24 protein-coding genes are annotated in these 23,532 nt (G+C 33.8%); 7 read left to right on the plus strand and 17 right to left on the minus strand.

The window, feature by feature from the left end:
• Window positions 1-482 precede the first annotated feature (482 nt).
• A complete protein-coding gene (locus NFRAN_RS05045; protein WP_172602136.1) occupies window positions 483-1,910 on the minus strand; it encodes a GH116 family glycosyl hydrolase in 1,428 nt (475 codons plus the stop codon).
• Between the two features lie 160 nt (window positions 1,911-2,070).
• Here NFRAN_RS05045 and NFRAN_RS13680 point away from each other — a divergent pair, with 160 nt between their 5' ends.
• Window positions 2,071-2,226, plus strand: a complete 156-nt coding sequence (locus tag NFRAN_RS13680) for a hypothetical protein (protein WP_172602137.1) — start codon at window positions 2,071-2,073, stop codon at window positions 2,224-2,226.
• 443 nt (window positions 2,227-2,669) lie between these two features.
• On the opposite strand, the gene NFRAN_RS05050 is transcribed toward NFRAN_RS13680, so the two are convergent.
• Window positions 2,670-3,242 carry a cupredoxin domain-containing protein gene (locus NFRAN_RS05050; RefSeq protein WP_172602138.1) on the minus strand — a complete coding sequence of 191 codons (573 nt, stop codon included), beginning with the start codon at window positions 3,240-3,242 and terminating at the stop codon, window positions 2,670-2,672.
• 50 nt (window positions 3,243-3,292) lie between these two features.
• Complete coding sequence (locus tag NFRAN_RS05055; protein WP_134483489.1) at window positions 3,293-3,919, minus strand: hypothetical protein; 627 nt, start codon at window positions 3,917-3,919, stop codon at window positions 3,293-3,295.
• 180 nt (window positions 3,920-4,099) lie between these two features.
• Between NFRAN_RS05055 and NFRAN_RS05060 the strand changes: the two genes are divergently transcribed.
• Window positions 4,100-5,011 carry an AsnC family transcriptional regulator gene (locus tag NFRAN_RS05060; protein ID WP_269472313.1) on the plus strand — a complete coding sequence of 304 codons (912 nt, stop codon included), beginning with the start codon at window positions 4,100-4,102 and terminating at the stop codon, window positions 5,009-5,011.
• An 85-nt stretch (window positions 5,012-5,096) separates the two neighbouring features.
• Here NFRAN_RS05060 and NFRAN_RS05065 read toward each other — a convergent pair whose 3' ends face one another.
• From NFRAN_RS05065 to NFRAN_RS05080, 5 genes are all read right to left on the minus strand, one after another.
• Entirely contained in the window at window positions 5,097-5,588 is a 492-nt protein-coding gene (locus NFRAN_RS05065; RefSeq protein ID WP_134483493.1) for a hypothetical protein, read from the minus strand.
• 932 nt (window positions 5,589-6,520) lie between these two features.
• The gene (locus NFRAN_RS05070) at window positions 6,521-7,054 is read right to left on the minus strand and encodes a hypothetical protein (protein WP_134483495.1); all 534 of its coding nucleotides are present in this window, start codon (window positions 7,052-7,054) and stop codon (window positions 6,521-6,523) included.
• A 1,149-nt stretch (window positions 7,055-8,203) separates the two neighbouring features.
• Window positions 8,204-9,265, minus strand: a complete 1,062-nt coding sequence (locus NFRAN_RS05075) for a class I SAM-dependent methyltransferase (protein WP_134483497.1) — start codon at window positions 9,263-9,265, stop codon at window positions 8,204-8,206.
• Window positions 9,255-9,386 (minus strand): hypothetical protein, encoded by a 132-nt coding sequence (locus NFRAN_RS14315; RefSeq protein ID WP_269472314.1) that lies wholly within the window; start codon window positions 9,384-9,386, stop codon window positions 9,255-9,257. Before NFRAN_RS14315 ends, NFRAN_RS05075 begins: the two co-directional genes overlap by 11 nt.
• Window positions 9,387-10,646: 1,260 nt before the next feature.
• The gene (locus NFRAN_RS05080; RefSeq protein WP_134483498.1) at window positions 10,647-11,369 is read right to left on the minus strand and encodes a hypothetical protein; all 723 of its coding nucleotides are present in this window, start codon (window positions 11,367-11,369) and stop codon (window positions 10,647-10,649) included.
• Between the two features lie 284 nt (window positions 11,370-11,653).
• Between NFRAN_RS05080 and NFRAN_RS05085 the strand changes: the two genes are divergently transcribed.
• Window positions 11,654-11,833, plus strand: coding sequence for a hypothetical protein (locus tag NFRAN_RS05085; protein WP_134483500.1), 180 nt, complete (start codon window positions 11,654-11,656; stop codon window positions 11,831-11,833).
• Between the two features lie 41 nt (window positions 11,834-11,874).
• Here NFRAN_RS05085 and NFRAN_RS05090 read toward each other — a convergent pair whose 3' ends face one another.
• Together NFRAN_RS05090 and NFRAN_RS05095 are read right to left on the minus strand one after the other, a co-directional pair.
• The gene (locus NFRAN_RS05090) at window positions 11,875-12,063 is read right to left on the minus strand and encodes a hypothetical protein (RefSeq protein WP_134483502.1); all 189 of its coding nucleotides are present in this window, start codon (window positions 12,061-12,063) and stop codon (window positions 11,875-11,877) included.
• 124 nt (window positions 12,064-12,187) lie between these two features.
• On the minus strand, window positions 12,188-13,852 hold the full coding sequence (locus NFRAN_RS05095) for a phytoene desaturase family protein (protein WP_172602140.1): 1,665 nt from the start codon (window positions 13,850-13,852) through the stop codon (window positions 12,188-12,190).
• Between the two features lie 296 nt (window positions 13,853-14,148).
• On the opposite strand from NFRAN_RS05095, the gene NFRAN_RS05100 reads away from it, so the two are divergent.
• Both NFRAN_RS05100 and NFRAN_RS05105 read left to right on the plus strand, forming a co-directional pair.
• Window positions 14,149-14,271 (plus strand): DUF202 domain-containing protein, encoded by a 123-nt coding sequence (locus NFRAN_RS05100; protein ID WP_197731129.1) that lies wholly within the window; start codon window positions 14,149-14,151, stop codon window positions 14,269-14,271.
• Between the two features lie 89 nt (window positions 14,272-14,360).
• Window positions 14,361-14,582 carry a hypothetical protein gene (locus tag NFRAN_RS05105; RefSeq protein WP_134483506.1) on the plus strand — a complete coding sequence of 74 codons (222 nt, stop codon included), beginning with the start codon at window positions 14,361-14,363 and terminating at the stop codon, window positions 14,580-14,582.
• A gap of 316 nt (window positions 14,583-14,898) precedes the next feature.
• Here NFRAN_RS05105 and NFRAN_RS05110 read toward each other — a convergent pair whose 3' ends face one another.
• From NFRAN_RS05110 to NFRAN_RS05125, 4 genes are all read right to left on the minus strand, one after another.
• Window positions 14,899-16,050 (minus strand): L-dopachrome tautomerase-related protein, encoded by a 1,152-nt coding sequence (locus NFRAN_RS05110; protein WP_197731130.1) that lies wholly within the window; start codon window positions 16,048-16,050, stop codon window positions 14,899-14,901.
• 750 nt (window positions 16,051-16,800) lie between these two features.
• Window positions 16,801-17,250, minus strand: a complete 450-nt coding sequence (locus NFRAN_RS05115) for a hypothetical protein (RefSeq protein WP_134483507.1) — start codon at window positions 17,248-17,250, stop codon at window positions 16,801-16,803.
• A 243-nt stretch (window positions 17,251-17,493) separates the two neighbouring features.
• Window positions 17,494-18,108 carry an MEDS domain-containing protein gene (locus NFRAN_RS05120; protein WP_134483509.1) on the minus strand — a complete coding sequence of 205 codons (615 nt, stop codon included), beginning with the start codon at window positions 18,106-18,108 and terminating at the stop codon, window positions 17,494-17,496.
• A gap of 2 nt (window positions 18,109-18,110) precedes the next feature.
• Window positions 18,111-18,410, minus strand: a complete 300-nt coding sequence (locus tag NFRAN_RS05125) for a winged helix-turn-helix domain-containing protein (protein WP_172602141.1) — start codon at window positions 18,408-18,410, stop codon at window positions 18,111-18,113.
• A 115-nt stretch (window positions 18,411-18,525) separates the two neighbouring features.
• On the opposite strand from NFRAN_RS05125, the gene NFRAN_RS05130 reads away from it, so the two are divergent.
• Window positions 18,526-18,924 (plus strand): DUF1428 family protein, encoded by a 399-nt coding sequence (locus NFRAN_RS05130; protein ID WP_134483513.1) that lies wholly within the window; start codon window positions 18,526-18,528, stop codon window positions 18,922-18,924.
• Between the two features lie 91 nt (window positions 18,925-19,015).
• Here NFRAN_RS05130 and NFRAN_RS05135 read toward each other — a convergent pair whose 3' ends face one another.
• Both NFRAN_RS05135 and NFRAN_RS05140 read right to left on the minus strand, forming a co-directional pair.
• Window positions 19,016-19,942, minus strand: a complete 927-nt coding sequence (locus NFRAN_RS05135; protein WP_172602142.1) for a transglutaminase domain-containing protein — start codon at window positions 19,940-19,942, stop codon at window positions 19,016-19,018.
• 543 nt (window positions 19,943-20,485) lie between these two features.
• Complete coding sequence (locus NFRAN_RS05140) at window positions 20,486-21,385, minus strand: DUF72 domain-containing protein (RefSeq protein ID WP_134483517.1); 900 nt, start codon at window positions 21,383-21,385, stop codon at window positions 20,486-20,488.
• Window positions 21,386-21,828: 443 nt separating this feature from the next.
• Between NFRAN_RS05140 and NFRAN_RS05145 the strand changes: the two genes are divergently transcribed.
• Entirely contained in the window at window positions 21,829-22,818 is a 990-nt protein-coding gene (locus NFRAN_RS05145; RefSeq protein WP_197731131.1) for a cysteine hydrolase family protein, read from the plus strand.
• Between the two features lie 383 nt (window positions 22,819-23,201).
• On the opposite strand, the gene NFRAN_RS05150 is transcribed toward NFRAN_RS05145, so the two are convergent.
• Window positions 23,202-23,528 (minus strand): YnfA family protein, encoded by a 327-nt coding sequence (locus NFRAN_RS05150; RefSeq protein WP_134485684.1) that lies wholly within the window; start codon window positions 23,526-23,528, stop codon window positions 23,202-23,204.
• Window positions 23,529-23,532: the final 4 nt, after the last annotated feature.

Raw genomic sequence — 23,532 nt, forward strand, 5'->3', positions numbered from 1 at the left:
GATCAAGCTTTCTCTCGTACTGTAAACAACCTCCCCAACAACCGCTGTTTACCTATTGTTCATCAATCTTTCTTTTTAAAAGTATTTAGCAAGCCATTACCCTAACTAGATATGATTGTCGTTTCCATTTTGGGGAACCTATTTTGTTTTCATTTTGTGAATAAAAGATACAAACCGATTCGGATGACGGGTTTACTATCTTCCTCAATAACAAAGTTGTCAATATTTGTGATTTTTATTCACATCTATCTTACGGGACATGTTTTTTCTAATAAAATAACGTATTTGAAAAGAAGAAATTATATTCAAAGACATGGTATTTTATCAAGATTGAAGAAAGAAAAGTTGAAAAAACTGACAAATAATTTTTCGAATGAAAAATAAAGGAAATTTAATAAATTTGATCAAATCGACCTCAAAAATGAAATTTCTTGGAGTAAAGAAACCAGATTGCAAATTCTTTTTTCCTTGAGGTGGGATAATTATTGGCATTTTTGCACCATATTTTTAATTAAAAACTCGGTAACAGCTATTCTAATTGCGGATATGCCTGTTCTAAATGGATAGGCGCCATTGCCCTGAAAAGTTAATGGATGGACCCACTCATGTAACATGTTTGAATGTATAACATTATCTTCAGAAACAAATTTGGATAACAAATAAGTGAAATCATCCATCATGTTAAACCGGTTTCGTGCTATCATTTCTATTCCAGTAATCCAGGCCCAAAAAGTATGATTATGGTATTCGTGAGGATTAAGTCTCCAAGGCCCCGTTTTTGCAACTTCTTTTTCAGTTACTAGGGGTAGATTGTTTTTCCAAGTTCTCTTTTTCAACGTATTTAATGTATTTATTGCTCTTTGATGTATTTCTGAATCATCATGGTTAAATTGTTTGTAGTATAATTCTCCATTGGTTGTGATCTGAATATTATCATTATTATCAGTAAAAATGTCTTGACTACTTTCTGTTAATGCAACTAGATATAAAGAAATATCCTGGGTGACTAGTCTGTTATGCATTTTTTCGTCTAAATGCAGATCTGCATCTAACGTATCTGCATAGCAGTTGTCTTTATTAGACCACATCTTTTCTTCAACTGCATGTATAGTTCTGTATGCCATATTTTCAAGGTTTTTTGATTCATCATAATTTCCGATTATCTTTAGGAGGTTAGACAGGCTCTTTAATGCAAGTATCCAGCAGGCCTGACTATAGACTACTTTTCCAGTTCGTAGAAGCGTATCCATCCAATCTTCATTATGTTTCTGCTCAAGTAATCCATCATTGTCGATATCCCTACTCTGCAAATAAGTTACTGCTTTAAGCATCCTGGGAACAAAAAAATTGATAATGCCTGATAAGGAAACATTTAAGAAAATACTCTGACCTTCTTTATTGCTTGGCATATCATTTATCGTTACAGTATTCGCACTCAAATTTTCATTTCTTTCCTTTATTGCTATCAAATTAGTTAGAATCCATGAAGTAATATGGATCATTAGGGCAGTTGAATCTATATCAGGATTCTTTCCATATATTTCACAAAAACCTCTTTCAAAATAAATAGTGGTAGGGATAGCTCCTTCAAATTTATTTATGGTACTACTATCAACAAAGTTTGACTTGAAGTTTAACTCAGGTGATCCTCTGCCATATAATAACGGTCTTTTTTTTAAATTACTGCAATACAATAACAATGGAGATACTTCTGTTCCTATCTGATTTGACCAAATCAAAAGACTTTGATATAAGGTTGACTCATACTGACCAGATAAAAACTGATCTTTTAGTATAAAGGCCGCATCCCTTGCCCAAATTGCCTTGTAGTATCCCCCAGGATTTACATCCTTTCCTGCTTCAGATTTTGTTGCATTCATAAACTCAGCATAACGTTTATCAAAATTCATTTTATCCTCTTGATTAATAACAACAGGCACAGTAACAAAACATCAAGACATCATACCATTAAATAGTTTTTGAATCTTGTCGATTCAAAGTGAATATAACACATTCTTAAACTTTTATCTTTATTCATTATGTTAGAAGAAAAGAGAGAGTAGAAGAAATATGGGTAGTTCTAATAGAGTTAATAAGAATGAACCGGAACATTCAGAATATGAGTGTGACCTGTGTGGAATGAAATTTGGAAATAGTCTGGGCGATATGGAACTTCATAAAACAATTGTACACTTTCAAAATGACGTTAAACATACAGAATATTAGTCAATTGAATTGACCAAAACTGCAGTAACATCAGGATTTATTTATTTATTTATTTGAGTGAAAATAGATTACTTGAGGTTAATTATTGATTACTTATGCATTATTACTCAGTGTAATTCATAATAATTGTAAATCAAAAGGCAGCAAGAGATGCATAGGAGTTGGATAAACAATTCCAAAACAGAATCGCCAAGATCAGCAACTAAAGTCATTCTTGGTACAGATAAATCTAATCTTTTTCGGATTGGATATTAATACAACCATAAATCGACAGAGGGTAAATGAAAATATCTGATAAAAAAGTTTAGAAAGAGTATATGAATTATAACCAAAAAACACCATAACGTCCAATTCCACATCCTTAGTACAAGATTTTTGAATTATAAAGAGCGCTGGCTGACTCTTTCCCAAAATTATGGCATCTTTCCTTTGTTCGTAAATTACTAGGATACTAATACCTTGCCCACCATATTAGGATGAATTGTACAGTAGTACTCAAATGTACCGGGTTCCTGAAAAGTGTATCTAAAAGTATCACCAGTTTCCATTATTCCTGAATCAAAAACTGTAATGTCATTCGATGGAGAACCTGGGGATACGGAATGTGATTGCAAATCACCGTTGGTTTCTGATGATAAAGTATAATCTCTCAATCCTATAATATTGTTTAGATTATAAACTATGTTTGTTTCAATTTCATTGACTATATTTTCAATTATTCCTTTTTGTTTATTATCCTGTTCTACCATTATACTGTTTATAGACTCAGAATTCAGCCCAGTTACTGTATGTCGTGCTGAATCATCATTAGTCCATAGTATGGTATCACCGATACTAATGTTTACAGGGTTAGGTTGATATGATTGATCATCAAAATTTGTGGCATCACGGATAATAGATACGATTACATCATCACCATCGCTTTGGGCTTCCGCAGGTTTCGTCAATCCTGATTGTCCTGCCATATTAGGAATGATGGCAGATGACAAAAAAATAAAGATTAATAATTTGTTCATTCGTTGTAGCTTACCATATATATTCAAAGATAACATTTTCTGTAGGATCGTTATTTCATTAGCCAACCTATAATTCGATGAGGACTGTCGGAAGCTGTGGGATTCTTAATCTCATCTTCATAATATATTTTCATACCACCAAGGAAGGATATATTTCCTGAAGAGTTTGTATTAAATAATGCAATACCATTTCCAGCCACGTTACCGTTACCATCAATTTTTGATAAGCCGTGAACTGAATAGGATGCCCTGTCTCCAGTCATAGTTGTCAATTCTACTGCTCCATGATATTGTAGAATGTTATGATATAGATTCCAGACTCCAGAAAAGAAGCCAGTATGGTTATAGCTTATACCTTTGATAGTGCCATTCCCAAAAAACGGTACTTCTTCTGTAAGCATTCCCGTAAGGTTAGGAAGTATCCTGAAATTTGTATTATGATCAGTTTGATAAAGTATTGGTGGTTCACTCTTAATCATATATGATTGGTTTTGAACGTCTTTGGAGTAAAGGAATGGCTTGAGGAGCATTTCCTCAATATCTTGAGTCTTATTTTGCAATACTTTATTAGATGGAGTAGAAGATGCTAGAGCACTCGATATCAAAGAACCCGGATCAATCATAATGGTCGTACTGCCAGCTACAACAGATATTCCTGTCAGTATAATAACAACCACGATGAAATCAATTTGATAATTGTTTCTGCATTGTATCATGATCACAAAAATTTAGGGAAATAATTGATTTAACTTGGATCATACCTGTGGTAAACAAATCGGACAACAGCATCAAGAATGGATTTTACTTACACCAAGATAAAAATAGGCACGGTAGACAATATATGAAGAACGTTGACCTTGGATGCAATAGATTTGCGAATTCTAAACCAGTTAGGGCTAAACTGCAGGACATCATTTAGGAACATTGCAAGGTCCATCAATTTTACAACAAAAAGTGTTAAGGAAAGAGTTGATAGCATGATCGCGTCTGGTGTTATAAATAGGTTTATCGTATTAGTTGATCCATCAGCCCTTGGATATAGCAGAGTAGTCTCCTTTGCACTTAAAAAAGATCTTATTGATAAGGAGACCATTGAGAAGATTAAACAGATTGGCGATATTCAGTTTGAGTTTACCGTACTTGGAGGAGTTAAAGGTTTTTCATTATTGACAAAAGATGAGTCACAATCGCACAATCGGGTAGAAAATATGGTTAGATTCCTACAACCTGCTTTACTGGGTGCAATAGTCCAAGATCAGTTATCCGACGAAAAGCTAAAAATAAAAAAGAAATTGAAAAGACTGGACTATCAGATAATAAGACAGCTGGTTTTGAATCCAAGAATTGAGCTACATGTTATGGCAAAAAGCCTCTCTGTCTCTTCTAAAACCATTAGTAGAAGGCTTGACAAGTTGCAGGAGAATCACATATTGGAGTTTACAGTATTACCAAATCCTAGAGAAATAAAGGGCCATGTGGTATTTTTTATAGATATAAAAATTAAATCAGATAAGAAATTTAAGAACGTTTCTGAAAATATTTATCATCAACTACAAGATTATTTGATTCTGTCTCGTATATTCAACAGTAAGGATACTATTGGACTAGTATTAGTTTGCGAAGCAATTATAGATGTGGAAAATATTAGATCATTAATAGAAATAATTGATGGTGTATGTCAGTGTCGGGTGTTTTTGCCCACTACGATTGAATATAATCAAGAAACGATACTAGATGCAATTGATCGGGTTAGTTTAGAAGTTCTCTGAATGTATTTTTAATTCTAAAATAACCAAAACAACATATATATAATTAAAGAATAAAAACTAGTAGTATTTTAACCAAATACCATAGCTAGCTATTGGTTATATCTTTAGCAACAGCATCCAATGCGAATGTCACAGTGAACTTGGTGTTATTGGTAGAATGGAATACTAGTTGATCAACTGCAAAATCCGTGGTACCAAATGTCAACTCAGGAGTCGAACCAGTCAGATTGGTAGAAGCTAAGATAGTGTTGCTAGTATTGTTAATTGTTAGAGTTTCCACTTTGCTATGTTCTTCATCTTCTGCACTTTGATTATGTGCAATCAAGAATCCCACCTCTATAGGTTCGCTAGAAATCCAAGATACCGTTCCTACCCAAATTTTATCATCTCCTTTGGGCGGTAGAGCCATAACAATCTGATGATCTTCATGTCCAGGCGACGGTATGCCAGGTACAGATGTAGCTGTCTTTCTCAAAGTTATGCTATCGCCGGTTACTAACGTTTGTGCTGCGGCAGATTGGCTAGTCATCAAAATGGCCAATACACTAGCAAACAACACACCGGAAATTACACTCATATTTTTGCTATAGGCAAACATGTCCATATTCAACAGATGCTTTGATTAATATTTTTTGTATAGCGGATATGCATTAGTCAAAGGTACAAAGCACTGAAGACAAATTTGAGATCAAATCGAATATAAAATTAGATTGACATTAACATTTGGATGAAGGTTAAATCTTATGAACTATGACATTATTACTGTAAAATAAATCACTTGTTTTCACAGACAGTGGGATTGAGTTCCTAGTAGGAAAAAGGTTCTAACACATATGTATCAATAAACACATATCGGCGGCATGATAACTAAATAATAAAACATCTGGTCGTTGGAGTATTATAGCTAAAATATTTAATGCTATCATCCAAGATTATTTCGAATTATTGACAACCAAAATAACTAGATACCAAGCTTTTCTAAAAGTAAAAGACTGGAATATAAAATAAACTTGAAATTTATGTTCCTGGGCGCTCATTTAATAAAACGATTCTTTATTATATCAATGGAGACTTTTGGTCATTCTTATAGCTTTTTATTTGATTGAACTTGGCATATTTTGGTGTTGTATTATATATCTTGCTTTGGGGCTAATAAAACAATATTATATCTCCATTATCATTACTTGCGGATCTGAGTAGAGTTTCAGAGTAATAACTTAACACCAGTAATATTTTTTGATTTACCATTTTATAAAAAGGTACCAATGGTTCCATCAAACAATTTGCAGAGTAATAAAATGTGTTTTCTTATTTACTCGTTGACAATTTATTTTCAAATGCAGAAACAGAATGGTCACGATTGAAAGACGAAATGCGAAACATTACGAAATCCCGGAAGAGGTCAATCAAATCATTTAATCAAGTCATATAGTAGTAGCAGTAAGCTGTCTAAAACAAGGTAGAAAAGATAATTCTTAGTCCACCGTAACAAATAGGATTATGCTGGTTTCATGTCATGAAACCGGCAATTGATTGATTTCCAAAGTGAGTACCAATTTTTGATGGATCAAAATATACAGAAATATTTTTTTCACTCAATGTAATGGTTGTAGGTACTTTAGAAAAAAATAAGCCATCATTCATAGTAAGCGTAGTTGTTCCTCTTATGATGGTCGAATTAGTTTCGGTAATGATTGGAGCATACGGAATCGATAGATCACTAACAGCATGTTCATGAGATTCCGACCCATCTGGTTTGGTCATATTAATAACCGCATCAAAGGTGAGTACTACGGTAGGAGATTCTGTCAACGACCAATTGCCTGTATTTATCCAATCGGAATTGCCAGATGTATCAGTTTGTGTATAGTTAAAAATACCTGTTTTTGTGATATTTCCTTGCTGAGCATTCACAAAATATATAGTTTCATTTAATATTGTTACCCCTATACACAAAAATAAAGCTAAAGCTGGTACCGCTATTGTAAATAATATTGGCAGTCTATACCGATTGTCTAGTCTTTTAGATTTGCGTTTTAGCATGATTTATCTCCAAAGTCTCTAGTTATTTTGATGAAAGAATATGATGGTTGCATAAGCAGTCAGCACAGGCTTTCTTTCTTCATTTGTTTATAAAAAATTTCCAATGAGGTAAGACTATTTCGTCGGACTTCAAACCTATTCGACTTGCTCATTTTACTCATAAGGGATTGTTTCATAGCATTTGCCTAATATTATACCTACATACAATTAACTTTTTAATAAATTTTAATAATTCATAAAATGATGTAGTCATAAACAAAATAAATACAGACGCAGATATTGATTTACCAGATCGAGTTTACGACAAAATCTTTTTTATTAAATAAAATAAATTAATAACGCTAATCATAGTAACGCAATCCAAACAAATAGACTAAATAAAACTAGTGGTAACATATATTGACAATAAGTAACTACAAAGCATGGGTCAAAACTAGAGGGATCATATTTCTAGGAATAATAGAATTCAATTAGACATTAAAAATTTACTAGGCTACTACACTTTCTTAATTAAACTAGAATATAAAAACAGTTTTGGACTTGGTTCTGAGCTGCTGCTGCGTTATTTCCTTTATTTTTGTTTAAGCCAAGGGTATTACAGGACACAAATATTCCTATTCAATATATGCATAATGCATTTTGAAATTTGCTTCGCGATTGAGACATTGATTATTGAACACATTACCACTTTCTTTTTTACTCTACAACGTTACTATCAATAGTCCATATGTGGTTTAGAATTAATGCAAGTAATAACCACATCGATTTATGACGCAAATATGTATTTTAGTTGAATATTTCTTGTTTTAGTCAGCCGTGATCATAAAGAAAAAATACACTGGATTTAAGAACTAGTCGCAGTGCTCTAAATTTCTAGCATTTTTGGATTTGGGTGATGTAAAATACAAAAGTATGAGGGTTCTAGAATATCCACAATTAAGGCAAGTTTTTTTGAACTGATTTTGCGCCCAAGTGTATAGGATCTCATTAGTTAGCATATCAAATAGTAACAGTCTACAATGAAGGAAATTAAATTCATTGCAGCAACATTGTTTTATTTTATCGACGCTCCATTTTTAGTACTAAAGTTAATCAAATATTTTGTAGTTATAACGCCAACCTGAGGGGATAGGTATACCTAAAAAATGGTCAGGGTTTTGCCTCAAATACCAAGTTAAAAGGAGTTTGCGTTGCTCGACGGAATTTTGAAAACCCTGAGGACTTTATAATTTCGGCTATTCGCTCTTCGCCTGCTTGTGCACCCAAAGCTGGCCCATTTTCACTTAAGGATGCAGGAACACATACTATTGATGATACTGAATAAAATACTCGTCCAAGAGGATTTAAATTATCCTCAAGTTTATCATTTGCAAATGGTTCTACAAGCATCCAGGTACCATTTTTTTTACGTATCGTTTGAAGAACATGTCTCGCTGCGCCGCTTGGGTCACCCATATCATGAAAGCAGTCAAAAAAGGTAACTAGATCATAATCGTCACCGGGATAATCAGTTGACTTTGCTACATCAAATGTTATATTCTGAAGGTTTTCTTTTTTAGCCAGATCTCTGGCCCTTTCTATCGAGGGTTTGTGAAAGTCAAATCCTATAAAGCTTGAATTCGGGTATGCTCTGGCCATCAATATTGTGGATACACCATGGCCACATCCTACATCTGCTACCTTGGCCCCTCCTTTTTTGAGCTTGTCTTCAACCGAATCTAGAGATGGAATCCAATTACTGATAAGGTTAGCCACATAATTGGGTTTAAAGAAACGCTCCGTACCTTCATACAAATAATGATGATGATCTCCCCAACCTAATCCCTTACCGGTTTTAAATGCCTCGATAATTTTTTCTTCGTCTTTAAACAGGCTAACTAATGATTGATAAAATCCTGCCACATATACAGGGCTGTTCTCATCTGTAAGAGCCACAGCATACTCTTCAGGAAGTGTATAGGTATCACTAGTACTATCATAGGTAACATAGCCACCAGCTGCTTGAGCGGCCAGCCATTCTTTAATTATTCGTGGATGCGTACCAGTCTTTTTTGCTAATTCGTCGTATGTTAATCCACTTTTCGATTCAGCCATAGCTTTGAATAACCCTAGTCTATCACCGATAAAGGTTATTAATGCGCCTTCAGCTGCACCCCACTCATTGACTACTTTTCCTATGAATTCATGCATCTTTGCATCATCAATTACCAACGGTATTTGAACCTCCTTTAGAAATATTACCAGCTAATAGTTGTCCGGTTGTTGTTTTCTCTTGTGATATACATTTAATACCACCATCCATGATTTTTGATAAGGATTTTTCCTCTATCATAAATTATGTATAATATACGTACAATAAATCAATGATGGTAAAATTAATCAACCTCAATTTTCAAGCATTATATACAAAGTTGTCAAGAATTATAGCCCATGTTTTATCGTCAGTCTGGAAAATCAACCGCAATATAATCTATGAATGTCCTACTTACCTGACCTATAATTAGATACAAATGGTAAATTATAATAGCATGGTAAATTCAATCGAAGACTAAGCAGATTGTAATACTAACTGTAAGACTCTAGTGCACATAATAACATGGTTAATTCTATGATCCAGTTTTACACCCTAGAGATTAATAATATTTGATGATTTGGATGAAAATGATTCTTGATTAAGTAAATCGTTGTTTGTTAGTCTAAAAAAACCATCTCTTTCATCCATCGATAGACTACGCAACAGTGTAGAACATTATATAATAAGCATATAGTTTAATTCATTAGGATATGGTATATGCGAATATATTTATTTGGTATGATGATGCTCCTGCATGCGATCAAAATTAGGCAACTTCAAAATCATCACTCGCAACTAGCCAGTATAGAAAAGATCATCCCACTATTGTGACACACTGGGAAATCATCAGTATCTATATTTGGAGCCTTTTTATTTAGAGAAAGATAGACCTGAAATCATTTACAGATCAAAGAGCGATTCTAAAATATCTTAGTTTTAGTTTCTTGATAAACACAATCTAATAATAATAATTACCAACACGAGAATTCAGTGGCTATGAGAATAGATCCTAAAAAGTATAAAAGAAAGAATGAGATTAAATATTCTTCGCGAGTGCATTTAATATCGCTATATGAAGAAATATTCTAACTACATAAAAGATAGAATAGACAAACTTCTCAAGAAATCCATTCAGTTCTCAGACTTATGAGACATAATCAATAATAGCTTAATTGATCCGTTCTGATACCAGAGAAATACATCATTGTCAACTTAACCGATATGGGTTAATTGATGGAATTTGATTTCTTCATCAAGTTAATTGCATGTTTTGGCGGTTTATTGCAGAAAAATAATTCATTTTCCTGAAACTCTTAATTTTATTCTTAAAGTTGAGAGTAATTCGTGTAGATATGATCATTATAGTGTTGAGCCATACTTCACAAATTATTGCACAAAGCTAAAATTAATCAGTCATCTATCAATATCCTTTTACCAAATCTGAGTGCTTTATATCAATCAAAAAAAATGGTGGATGTGAATAAATTCTAGGATCCCAGGATTTCAAAAATTACGGGCCTAGTTCTTTATTACCTTGTCTGCTGGTCTAATGTCTTTAACACATACAGCTTCTAGGTCACCCTGGTTATCGAAGAACGGCTCTAATACGAATGAAACTACATTCTGTACATTGGTTCCCGGATTAAGGGTAAGCGGGTTTCCATTTAATGCGTTAGTTCCCTTAAACTTAGCTGGAAGGTTTGACATCACTGCCTTATCCTTGGATACAACCACTTCACCTGGAGATTGGAAGGTTATAGAAGTTACAGCTGGATTAGTTCCACAGGGATCGTCTGGCACATCTTCTAATGACACATAGTGATTGTGCCACCTTGGATCGTTAGCATTCTTTTGATCTTCGCTATCCAATACACCTTTATGTGTGGTGCTTACCATAATAGCGTTCAATCCCTGTGTTGTTAATATACCATATCCAAATGCCCCGCCACTACCATCTTTTGGAATATGTCCATGAGTTTGTAAAACAGCTTGAACTTCTTTTGCAGTTTTTCCGACAACAGCTTTGTCTATATCCAGATAATCATTGCTTGTCTTTGAGGGTATAATGTTCTTATCTTTAACAGCATCTTTAAATATATTAAATCCAGGAATGTTATCTAACCCTGCAAAACCACTAGATTGTGCACTTGTTTGCTGATTTTGATTGTAGGTCAGTAGTCCAACGGATAAAACTCCAGCTACTATAGCTGCAGTTAACATCAATTTTGTATTGAAATTCATATTATTCACTATTAAACATGTATTTGTCTATATTTGACATTCTTCTCAAAAGCATAAAAAAGTGGAATATAATTACAAAATGGAATTTATTGATAGAGAAATGTATGGATAATTATTCTATTAGTTTATGCTGTCATATATGAAGAAAGATAGATGATCGCAAGGTCAGTAATCAGATGTGAGGAAAAGTTACCTACCTAACCGTCTACGGTGGTGTATAAAAGAAATAATTTTCTTATATATTGTATAAGATATTATGAATTGTTTTCTTTCTATATTGAGAAATGCCCAATCGTTATCTGCAATACAAAATAACCAGTGTTAAGAAGAGAATGGATAAGTTGTTTCATCAAATATACGGTAACCTTGCTTTGCAATATTCAAATGAAGTAATTAACGGTTGGAGTGCGTCATTAATATTTACGCTTGAAGCATACGAGTATAAGATTGCTGCATCAACCTAATGGTTCGTAGCAAGTAATTGATTCCCGAATATTCCCACCAATCATTCTCTATACGAGCTGGAATAACTACTAATGATCTTCATATTCAGGTGACTAACGATCAATGACTCGGTTGTATTTTGGACTATAGATGAAGATCTTGGTTCGTTTGAACTGGTAATGGTAATGGTAGTAGTTGATATTGCTGATGAGGAGGAGGAGGAGGAGCCTTGTCTAACGATTCTGGTCATTATTACAATTACATTTCTTATTGTGATACCATTACTGTGATTACTGACAGTTCAATTTTCTGCTAGGATATTCATAGCTATTAGAACATTATCCAAGTCTATAACTATCTTAATCTTTATCTACTCACAACATGGCAAAAATATTTCTTAAATCTATTCCCAAATCTTGAAGAATTACTCGTGCTGCATTCCTTCCAGGGGCCATTGATACTCCAGGTCCGGGATGACTTGCTGATCCACATAAGTATACATTACTAACAGAAGGTACTTTATAATTACTTAATTGTGGAACTGGACGCATCCAGCCTGATTGATATGGCAAAATTGCACCAGAAGCTAGTGTACCCCTAATAGAATTAATTGGTTTTTTTTCATAATCTACTGGAGAGTAAATAGTTTTCCTTAAAACACTATTAGTTAGGTTTGGCATGTAGTTTTGATTTATGGTATTGATAATTTGATCTGCATACATATCTTTGAAACTCTCCCATTCATTTTCCTTTCCTGTTTCACTTTCAACATTCTTAATTTTATAGGGCACGCTTAAGACAAGGAATTTAATCAGGTGATGTTGGTTAAAGTTTTTTTCGTTCGTGACAACTCTTGTTGGGTCCATCATCGAGTCATTACTCATGATAGAAAGAGGATTTGAAGGTGGCTTACCACTTCTACATTCATAATATATTTTTGAGAAAAACTCTAATCCTGGAGGAGATATGTGAATTTGGGGTGTTTTGGAGAGAATTTCTTGTCCTGATTTGTATTCTAGCGGTCCATTCAAAGCCAGATATATTCCAAATATGGCATCACCCCATTCCATCCGCCTAATACTTTTTGCCAAATGCGGATCGATATAATCTTCGCCTATAAGATTTAGAATCAGTGTTGACGGGTCAGTGCTAGAAGCAATCAATTTTCTTGCCCCTATTATTTTTCCATCTGCAAGTTCTACACCTACCGCTTGTCCGTTTTCTATCAATATTTTTTTGACCCGAGAGCTAGTCATTATTTGCCCCCCTTTTGATTGCAGATAATTGGCCAGTGCCATAGGTAGATTCACAAATCCACCTTTAACCACATTATTACCCCCATCTTGCATGATGGAGGAAAACAAATAGCACAGTTCACCGCCGCCTGCATCATCCGGAGATAGACCAACGAAAGAAGCAAAACTACCAAATAATGCTTTAACTTCGTCAGATTCAAAATTCTCATTACACCATGAACGCATTGACTGAGTTTTATGACGATACTTGTCTCCAACAACTTCCAGTGCCTCGGTTGTAACTTTTTTTTCCGATGAATCACTTCTTGAGTCCTCTATTAAGGGATTAATCGGTGGGGAATTAATCATTGATACAATTGAATCTCGATTTCTCATGTATTCATCAAATATTTTCTTCCAAGACTGGGCATCTCTTTCAGAATATTTTCTAATGCTTTCTAATGTTTTTTCGAGAGACTTGTACATCGTAATATATCCATGGTTATTTGGAAATAGATGTGATATTGATACTTCAGGATAAATTAATTCAAAACCATGACTTTTGAGATTCAATTCATCGGGAACAGGAGACACAGTTGCAAGAGAATATCCAAAGGCATGAATATCGGATTTAAAACCAGGTAAAGTTATCTCTTCGGTTAGTGTCATTCCACCTATTGATTTGTAATCCTCTAAAACCAAGACTTTTAGTCCCGCCTTTGCAAGATAACAAGCACAAGTCAACCCGTTGTGGCCTGCGCCTATAACTAATGCATCATAATATACAGAGGGTGAATTGCTCAAAGTCAATACAATTACTTTTGTAAAATAAAAATATTAAAGTTTATATGCATTCGCAAATTTTTCATTCTACCACAATACAAAGGATATTCCAATTATCACATGATGTATAAATGATCATTACCATATAAGAGAGCATTTGGTTTAGCCATGTAGAGATCAAGATCAGGAAACATCGATGATCCAAAACAAGTATGTATGCATATAAAATTCAATTAAATTTTTTTGATCTCCGTTGTATACATTGATGAATGAGCTCATAATATATACTACAATAGTTTTGTGAGACACAAAGTAACGTGATAGACGACAACAATGACAAACAAGAAAGAACTGATCGCTCACAGCAGTATCTTGCTAATGAAAGGACATTTTTGTCTTGGGTAAGAACCAGTATTGCATTAATAGGTCTTGATTCATAATAGCAAAATTTAGTTTTTTTCTGACAGAGTTTCGAAGCATAGGGCAACAATATTTACTAGGCGAGTCTGAAATAAAGCTACACACAACTATGTCTTCAATAGACCAAGGTTCTGATTGGATTGGAATTAGTACCATATCGTTGGCGATTGTATTAATACTGTTTGCACTGAAGAACTATCTCAATACAAACAAATCAATAATGACACAAACATATCTACCAGATAACAAGACGATTTATTTTACAGCTTCGATAATCATTCTTTTGAGCGTGGTTGTTTTTGTATACATAGTACTCGTTCCAAGCACCTAATAGTATTGTAATTTACAAACAAGGATTAAACTCTATTAGGTGTTTATATCCATCTTTTCTAATTCAACTGACTAGTTTAAGGTTTAGATATCTGCTGTAAATAAATAGGTATTCTTACTTGCATTGGTATGAATTAGTTCCCTATAACAGGAAAGTCTGTTCTACTGTTTTCTTTTCATTCTATTTATGATTACAGGGCTAACAGCATTCTTCGCAATATAGTCAATTAATTCTTACTATATGAGAAGCAAACAAGCACACATGCAATTACTTACCAATATTTAACAAAAATAAGAATTTTTACTTCAAGGATAATCTATTTTAACATCACTGGTTGTGCATTTACCCGTATACGGAACAGAGTATAGGGCTTTACACGAATGTCTTTTCCTTTATTATAGCGTCCTTGACGGTGTAGTTGATTAGCAGTAACATACAGATATCCATCGTTTGCAAGGGAAAGTGTATCAGGCCATAATAGACGAGGATCGTATACAAGAGTCTCCCACAAATTATCCGAATATCTAAGTCGAAGAATTGCATTATGCTCATAATTTGTTGAATATATGTTTCCTTCAGCATCCGATTCCAGACCGTCCGACGCACCTCCCCTATCTCCATGATTTTGTACTGTGTTTGCAACCTCTTCTTCGGAAATATTGCGGTCAACAAGTGCATCTATGGCCACACTGTACAATTTGCGACTTCCTAGTGGACAATAGTATAGCCTGGAACCATCCGAATTTATAGCAATACCGTCAGCACCCATACTTGCACCCTGTTTTACTGTTCCGTCAGGTTGACGCTCTAAAAATGGTCTTCCTTCTACAAGAGGAAGAAACGTTCCAAGATCTTCGGGTTTAGTGGAAGGGTGCTCATTAAGTCGACGCCAGCATTCTCCTGTATGGAGATCAACTACTATGATTGCATTAGACCCTTCCATAGAAGAATCTGTAATAAATGCCATTCCGTCGTTTCCCCTTCGCAAATCAAAGCGAATATCATTAAGGTAGGTTGTTGGTTGAGCAATTGTTTGAGGAAATAGAATTTTTTTTGTTACCTTGTTGGTATCAAGATTTACACAGATCAATTTTGGTCCACCGTATTCTGTAGGTTTGAATAGAGGACTTCCAGTATCGAGAATCCACAATCGATCAACAGGATCCACAACTACTGACTGAACAGAGACTAGTTTTGACGCCTGGTCTTCCTGATCCACTTCATTTATTGATTCATTAGGATAAGCAATAGGCCGACCATCTACAATTTCTGAAACTGTAAACTTGACATCGTCTCCCCATTTTGGAAAGTTTACAAAAATGCGTCCTGTATGAGAAACTGTCACCCCGGTTGGCATGGCATCATTAAAAAAAGCTACAGGTTCCAATGCACCTAGTGATTCCGAAGAGGGCAGTTCAACTGAGGGAATATCTCTAGATATACCACTTTTTTCAAAATTCTTTGACACGTTATATAATGGAAAACATGCTACAAATAGATAAATTAGAGGTTACAAGATAATAAAAACAGTAATAGCAATTTATACAATTCTGAAGAAGTTTTGTTTAACTAACAAATAGAAGTTGCAAACACATCCTTTCACCCAGCATAAAAACATTACAAGAAGAATAGAAAACTTTCTAATTTCATTTTGAATATCCTCGAGACTTTACAAGTATGTAAATTTTTCTCGCGACGATTATTGTATAACCCATAGGAAGTCGAAAAAAATTCAATATCAACTTTGACTACAACAACAGCATTAATTTACGATAAGATAAAATAGAAAGCTCCTCAGATTTTGGAGGACGAAATTAAGTAATGTTGTAATATAAAGATATTCTCGAACAAAGAGTAATAATTTTCATCTTCATATAGATTGAAATACAACCCAAGGTCCTTAATTATGTCAAATAAATTATATTAGCAAATAATGTTACTCATAACAGGAATCTCTTAGTTATGAGCAATTGGTTTTTAATGAGCATTTGTTGTGATAATGTGTTGATTACTTAAAAAGTTCTAGAACAGAATAACAAATAAAGCTTTTTTCTACCAAATATCGTAAATCAAGTATATTATTAGATATACATGTCACAATCAGAGATCAATTCATGATAACAATGAAAAATGGAGATTAATAATTAATATACCTAATTATTTTCGTCAATCAAATTGAAAATACGTATGCAAAACAAAAAGAAAAGGGGTCTTGAACTTAACTTTGTGCTGCTGCGTTACTACCGGTGTTTGTTTGGCTTTGAACGTTAATGTTGTTACCAGAACCTACTGTATCTCCACCAGAAACTACTATGCTCCCCTGGTTAGAAGATTGAGATTGGCTAATGCTTTGTTCTGCAGAGTTTCCACCTTGTCCGGATTGTGCTAAAGCGTTGTTTCCACTGTTGAACTGATGCTGGAAGCTAGCGTTGTTGCATGAGAAGAATGTACTAGCACCTGAAACACACAGACCATTTTGGTTTGATGACTGTGATTGTTCTATCGATTGTTTTGCTTTATTTCCCTTCTTGTTTGTTGCAAGAGCATCATTATCCATGGCTACCAATGGACTGGATAATAGAGCCAAAGCGACCACCATTGCAATTGATGCTACAAGCATTTTGTTTTTGTTTGTGTTTTTATGAATATTTTGTGTTTTATTATTCATATCTTTAATATTAGAAAAAAAATATATGGGATTTGCTAACTAGTTGCAATACTCTAATATTCTAGTACTTTTAGAATTAATTTGCGCATACAAATATAACATGACAAAAATACCATTGCACTGCGCTCTGCCGTGGGAATACGTTTCAATATTCAATATAGCCGACAACAGAAAAACTACCGATTCTGTTCAACAACTAAGAATTCAAAAAGGTTTTGACAGTACACTTATTTTTAAATTCTTTCAGGTTTCTATATCCTCAATTAGAATAGTATCAAATGCTACTGCTTTATCGGGTTCTGATGCATAGATAACACAATGATGTGCTTTCAAAAGATCATGGATCCATTGCGGTCTCATAGATTTTTCTATTTTAGAGATATCATAAAGACATAATTGCGAGTTATCAAAACTATCAAAATTTTTATGCCCAACTTCTTCCAAAATAATACCCATCCTCATACCCTCCATTGTTTCTGTATCTGTTATCGTTCTACCCGCGAATCTAAATGGTGGTTTCATTCCTATGGTGGCATCTTTTCTTATGTGCATAAGCGTGCTCAAAGTTTCACGTTTATTATCATCGGATCTTTCAATGGTATAGACACGGAGCATGTTATTATTTTTGTAATATCTTACATCGATACCTTCGTAGTTTAGTCTTTTTTCAATTTCATCTGGATCATCAGAAGTAAAAAAAATACATGACTCACCTTTCGTGAGACCATTTAAAAAATACCTAGCTATTATCCAAAAGGCATATTTTTGGTCATCATATAACAAGACTATATGTCTGTTTTGTTCTAGATCGTCAACAAATGCAAATGGACGATAATCATCATTATTCTTTCCACTCATTGTTAATTTCTCAACCCCACTGCTGTCGATGAATCAAAGTATCTTATACCCATTTCCGTCAAAAAAGAAGCGATCCGGTCAAAATCCCTTACAAAGTCTCTTCCTTTTGGAGTTATTTGGAGTGGATCCTTTATAATCATTTTATTGTCCTCTAACTCATCTAGATACTTTACAAGTTTATCATATGCAAGATTACTCCTAAGCTGCACTCGAGTAGGTTTTACTTTACCATCACCACTACCACTCTCACTGTCAACTAGTTCATCTAAAATACCTTTGAGTATATCATGATATAATTCCATTTTATTTCGCTTTGGCTTTGGCAGAGTAATTAACAATTTTTTTTCTTATTAATAAACCTCCCCTTGGGGAGTTATCCTTTTTATTGATTTAATAAAATAAATCTTGAATTACAACATGATTAATAATCAACAAGAAAATAACAAAAACAATAGTTATTCAGAATTCATGATCTCACGATCACCAAAAAGTAACTACGAAGCATTAACGGCACTTGAAAAAAAGGCATCTGAAATGTTTAAAAAAGATGGGATATATTACGAGTTATTTAGACTTGCAGTAAATACTAGTTGGGAAGGATTCGAAAATATTTCAAAGATAGTTTCATTGAGTTCAAGTGATGAAGACGTATGGATAACCATAATGTCGTATAAGGATAAGAAACACAGGGATGAATTTGTAGAAAAAATGGCCAATGATAAAGAATGTCAACAAGGCTACGAGGAATGGGTAAAGCTTCTTTCCCCTAATTCCAAAATAATAACAGGAGAATTTGATAGACTATTGCAGAGCTAATTGGAAAGAGAAATCATACTCTTGTATTTAAGAACTTACAATGCTATTTTTATCAATTTACTAACCTATCAATCTTCTTCCACAATAAACATTATTTCAAAGATATTTGTTGATAAAATTTTTTGAATTTCTCTAATTGGGTTTGTTTTAATTTGGATCGGCGGTTTAGAACTTGATTCCATTCCATAGTATATGAAATTGTAACGTCTTCCAAATTTGATTCAGAAAAAGCAAGTACAAAAATGTATTTCTTGTTCCAATTCTTTTCATAATATGAAGGATGATCGAAGGATATGGGAAATGCCAAAGTTGAATCTATATGAACCCACCGACCCCCTATAAAAGATTCATTCCAACAATGATCCAAGAAATCATGTACAATTCGTGTTTTAATGGAAAAAGAGTTCAATATAGCCCCAAATAGAAATGTCCATTCACTACATTTTCCCATCCTATTGTCAGCAATTTCCTTGATTTTACCATACCGAGGGAATGAAAATACAGCATTGCAAAATGAACAATAATAATTTTCAATTCCCCTTATCTTCCAGGTATTACCAGGAATATACTCCAAAGTTAATTGGCGACCACAGTTATCACAAGAGGGGTTTTTGTCAACCCATCTCATAAAGTCCTTCTTAAACCAGACCATCAATTCCTTTAAAGAGTCTAAAAATGAAGGGGAAAAAGAAGTAGAAGAAGAATCGTGCTTAACATTGCAAACTTCATCGCCTTCTTTATCAGTCGAATCATTGCGGATATCAAGATTATTAGTGCTGTGGAAATCACCGTATCCATAATTATTGAAATTTACAACTTCAAATATGTCTTCTGTTTTAAGTTGCGTTTTGATATTTTTTCTAATTCTTTCTGGTACAAGAAGATTAACATATTGTAGGACATCAGGATCATTGTATTGGCTTGTAACCTTTTTGTATAGTATAAAATGCTGTTTAGTAAATGGATAACTAAAACTATTAGTAGACAAATCAAACAATATATTTAGTGAGACGGACAAAGTAAAAAATATTCATCTGAAATGTTGAATCAGGGTAAGAGTATTATGATTTTCCCTGACAGCCAGATTAATAACTCAAATAATTTGAGAAATAAATTCAAAGAGAACAGCATCTTTTAGCTCTAACCAACTATAACAACTGCTACTCCTCTCTTCTCTGTTCCATTACTCTAATCGTTAAAGATGAATAACAAAGTTGATCATAATTTGGATAGATTTATTGTTCGTTATAAGAATAGGATCTAATCATGTCATTCTTTTGGCGTTTTTTACTATCTATGGATTCAGATGGTATGTGTAGTAACTAATTATGACAAAGAATATGATGATGAGGATGATGAGGATGATTAGAGAGTGAGGATAAGAATCAAAGGTGAACGCAATAATCTGTTATATCGAAATTTGATAAATAATTGTTATTCAATTATTTGGAATTGTCATTGTATCAAAGTAATGAGATACGAATTTTCGGATTAATCTGACTAATGATTTGATGTTTTGGTGCTATTAGGATCGATATGAAAAGAGCATGTTGACTAATAATTACTGGTCAATTAGACTATTTGACAAGTATTTCTTGGCTTTTTCCAGCACCTTTCTTTCATTTTCAGGCAGAGGTTTATCATTAATCATTTCTTTAAATTGTAATGCGTTTATTAGTGCTTTACCACCATAATGATTATTAAAATACACGAAAATGGTATCTGTTTTTTGATTCATTTTCTCGATTTTTTCAACCCAAGGCTCTAGTTCCCTCTGAGAGTATAGATAATTATACCAATAGTGACCTTGAGCAGTATTTCTGCCGTGTAATCTAACTACGCTAGTTGATCTAGAAGTTATGTTATTTTCATTAGATAGAAATCCTAAATTTTCTTCCGTAGGGGAATCGGTCAAAACTGAGGCAACATCATAATGCTGAAGCAATTCTAATACACCCTCGGTATCCCAAGACGTGTGTCTAAATTCAATTGCAAAATAATTATAATTTTCAATATCAGAATTATTCCTCAATACCTTAAGAAATTCTTCCAGTTTATTAGATTCAGTAACTGTAAAGCTAGGAGGTAACTGGATAATTATTGCTCCTAGTTTATCGGAATTTTTCAATGGAGATATCTTGTCAAGGAATGTCTGCAAATCGCTCAATACGCCTTTATTTATATCCAATCTCTTATCATGAGTTATCATTTCTGGAACTTTAACTGAAATCTTAAATTCTGGTGGGGTTGTCCTTGCAATTCCAACAAATAAGTCTTGGGTCATATGTTGATAGAATCTATTGTAAAATGTAGCATCCATCTCAACTGTATTGAAGAACTGTGAATAGTAGTTGAGTTTTCGCGTTTTGCTATCAGGATAAAATATGTTTAGCCATCCGCCTTTTTCAGGCGAATCACCATAATTCCAACCCGAGCATCCTATGAACAATTTGGAAGACATTCGCTAATTCATTCTTACTAGGAAAAGATAAAAAAGATTTATGAAAGTGGTTACAGCAATTGTAATTCAATTTCTTTTACTTTGTAATGGAGCAAGCAAAACTCTCCTAGTCGAACGTTATTGATTCAAATAGCGATAATTTACGAATTAAAGTCTTTAAAGATAATTTTTTCATTCCTGATCACGACAAGATTAACAAACTAGCAATATTCACCTTTAACAGCAATTACATTACATATAAAAAACTGCAAAGAATTACACTCAACAGTTTAGAAACAATAAATGATCTTATTACAACGGTAATAACATCATCAACATTAGCATCAACAACAACATCAACCTACAAACTTCAAAAATAATGTTATCAACCAAGATTGCTTTAGCTGCTTAGATTTACTTTGCTTCAACAAAAAATATAATCGAGGGAAGAAATTACATTCTATATGACAACTAGAAAGTATAAGTTATTTGAGAGTACTAGGATAGGAGGTAAAAGAAAGTCAAAAAACTATTTGAACAATAACAGTAGCCTTGCAAAACTCAAGAACAAACAAAAGACTAGTCGTCAATCGATGAAGATAATTAAAAGGAATAATGTTACTAAAACACAAAATGAAATGTTAACACAACTGGAAAAAGACTATGAGGAATTTAGCAGAACACACACCTTTAAATTTCCAACCTGGCTGTATGGACCTCCCAAAGGAAAGTTATTTAAGGTTGAAGTAGAGGATTGTCCTAGATTTGGTGATACAGCATATGTGGAGTTTGATTCGGCTAGAACAGCATTTATCAGTATAGACATGCAAATTGATTTCTGCGGCCCAAAGGGTTATGTTGACGTCATGAAGTATGATTTGAGTTTAACCTCGGCACCAATCAAACCTATACGAAGTGTCTTGGATGTAATACGGAATAAAACCGATATCAGAGTAATACACACCAGAGAGGGTCATCTACCAGATCTTTCCGATGCGCCATACAATAAAGTACTACGGAGTAAAATCATTGGAGATGGTGTGGGCATAGGCGATACGCCAGTTGGTGGTCTTGGCAGGTTACTGATAAGGGGTGAAAAAAACTGGGACATTGTAAGGGAACTATATCCAATACAAGGGGAATATGTAATTGACAAAGCAGGAAAGGGGGCGTTTGGGCAAAGCAATCTGCCGTTGATATTAAGGAATATGGGAATTACCCATCTGGTAATAGCTGGGATCACAGCTGACGTATGTGTTCACACTATTATGAGAGAAGCTAATGATTTTGGCTACTGGTGTACATTGCTAAAGGATGGAACCGGTGCTACTGACTATGGCAACTATAAGGCTGCAATTAAACAGATAAAGATGCAGGGCGGAGTTTTTGGATGGGTTACAGATTCTAAGAAATTTGTTAAAAGTGTTCAATCTGCATTCAAGGAGAAAAATTAGCTAAAAATAATAAAGATTAGCTGATAAACCCACAAGTATTCAGAGACGTTAACTATAAAGAAATAATGAATTTTACAGAAGATAGTAACAGCATGCAGTTTATAGAGAGAGAGCTAAAGAGAATAAAAGAGCTTTACTGTCTACTAGAAATCTTCATAGTAATTAAAAAATCCCAGAATTGATTTAACCTGAACTTTTGGAAATATGTTTGAGGTTGAATCTAAACCATGCTATTAGAAATATGACTTCCATAATGACATATACGTAGATACAAATTTTGACACTCGAAATTTAATTTGAAAGTCATTTTCGATGCGAGGTCATGAGGTAAAAGAATATGTAATCATATCTACAAATAAATCGATTTGTAAGTAGTATGGTTACTATCGAGGCGCATAAAATATTATTAATGCACCTAATAGCACTATAAAGCCACCGACTATTTCAAATCTATCCGGTCTCTTCTTATCTAAGATCAATCCCCAGACGATCGCCATCATTACAAAGATTCCTCCATAAGCTGCATATACTCTTCCAAAATTCGATGGTTGAAAAGTTTGAATTATTCCATACAGAACTAGTATGATGCTTCCTAAAAGTCCAACCGTTAAAGTCTTTTTATCTCTTAGCCAATGCCATACAAGGTATCCACCTCCTATTTCAGCTATTGCAGCAATCAAAAACAGTCCAATAGTGGAAAAAAGAAAAATAACG

Source organism: Candidatus Nitrosocosmicus franklandus, from assembly GCF_900696045.1.
GTDB classification, from domain to species: Archaea; Thermoproteota; Nitrososphaeria; order Nitrososphaerales; family Nitrososphaeraceae; genus Nitrosocosmicus; species Nitrosocosmicus franklandus_A.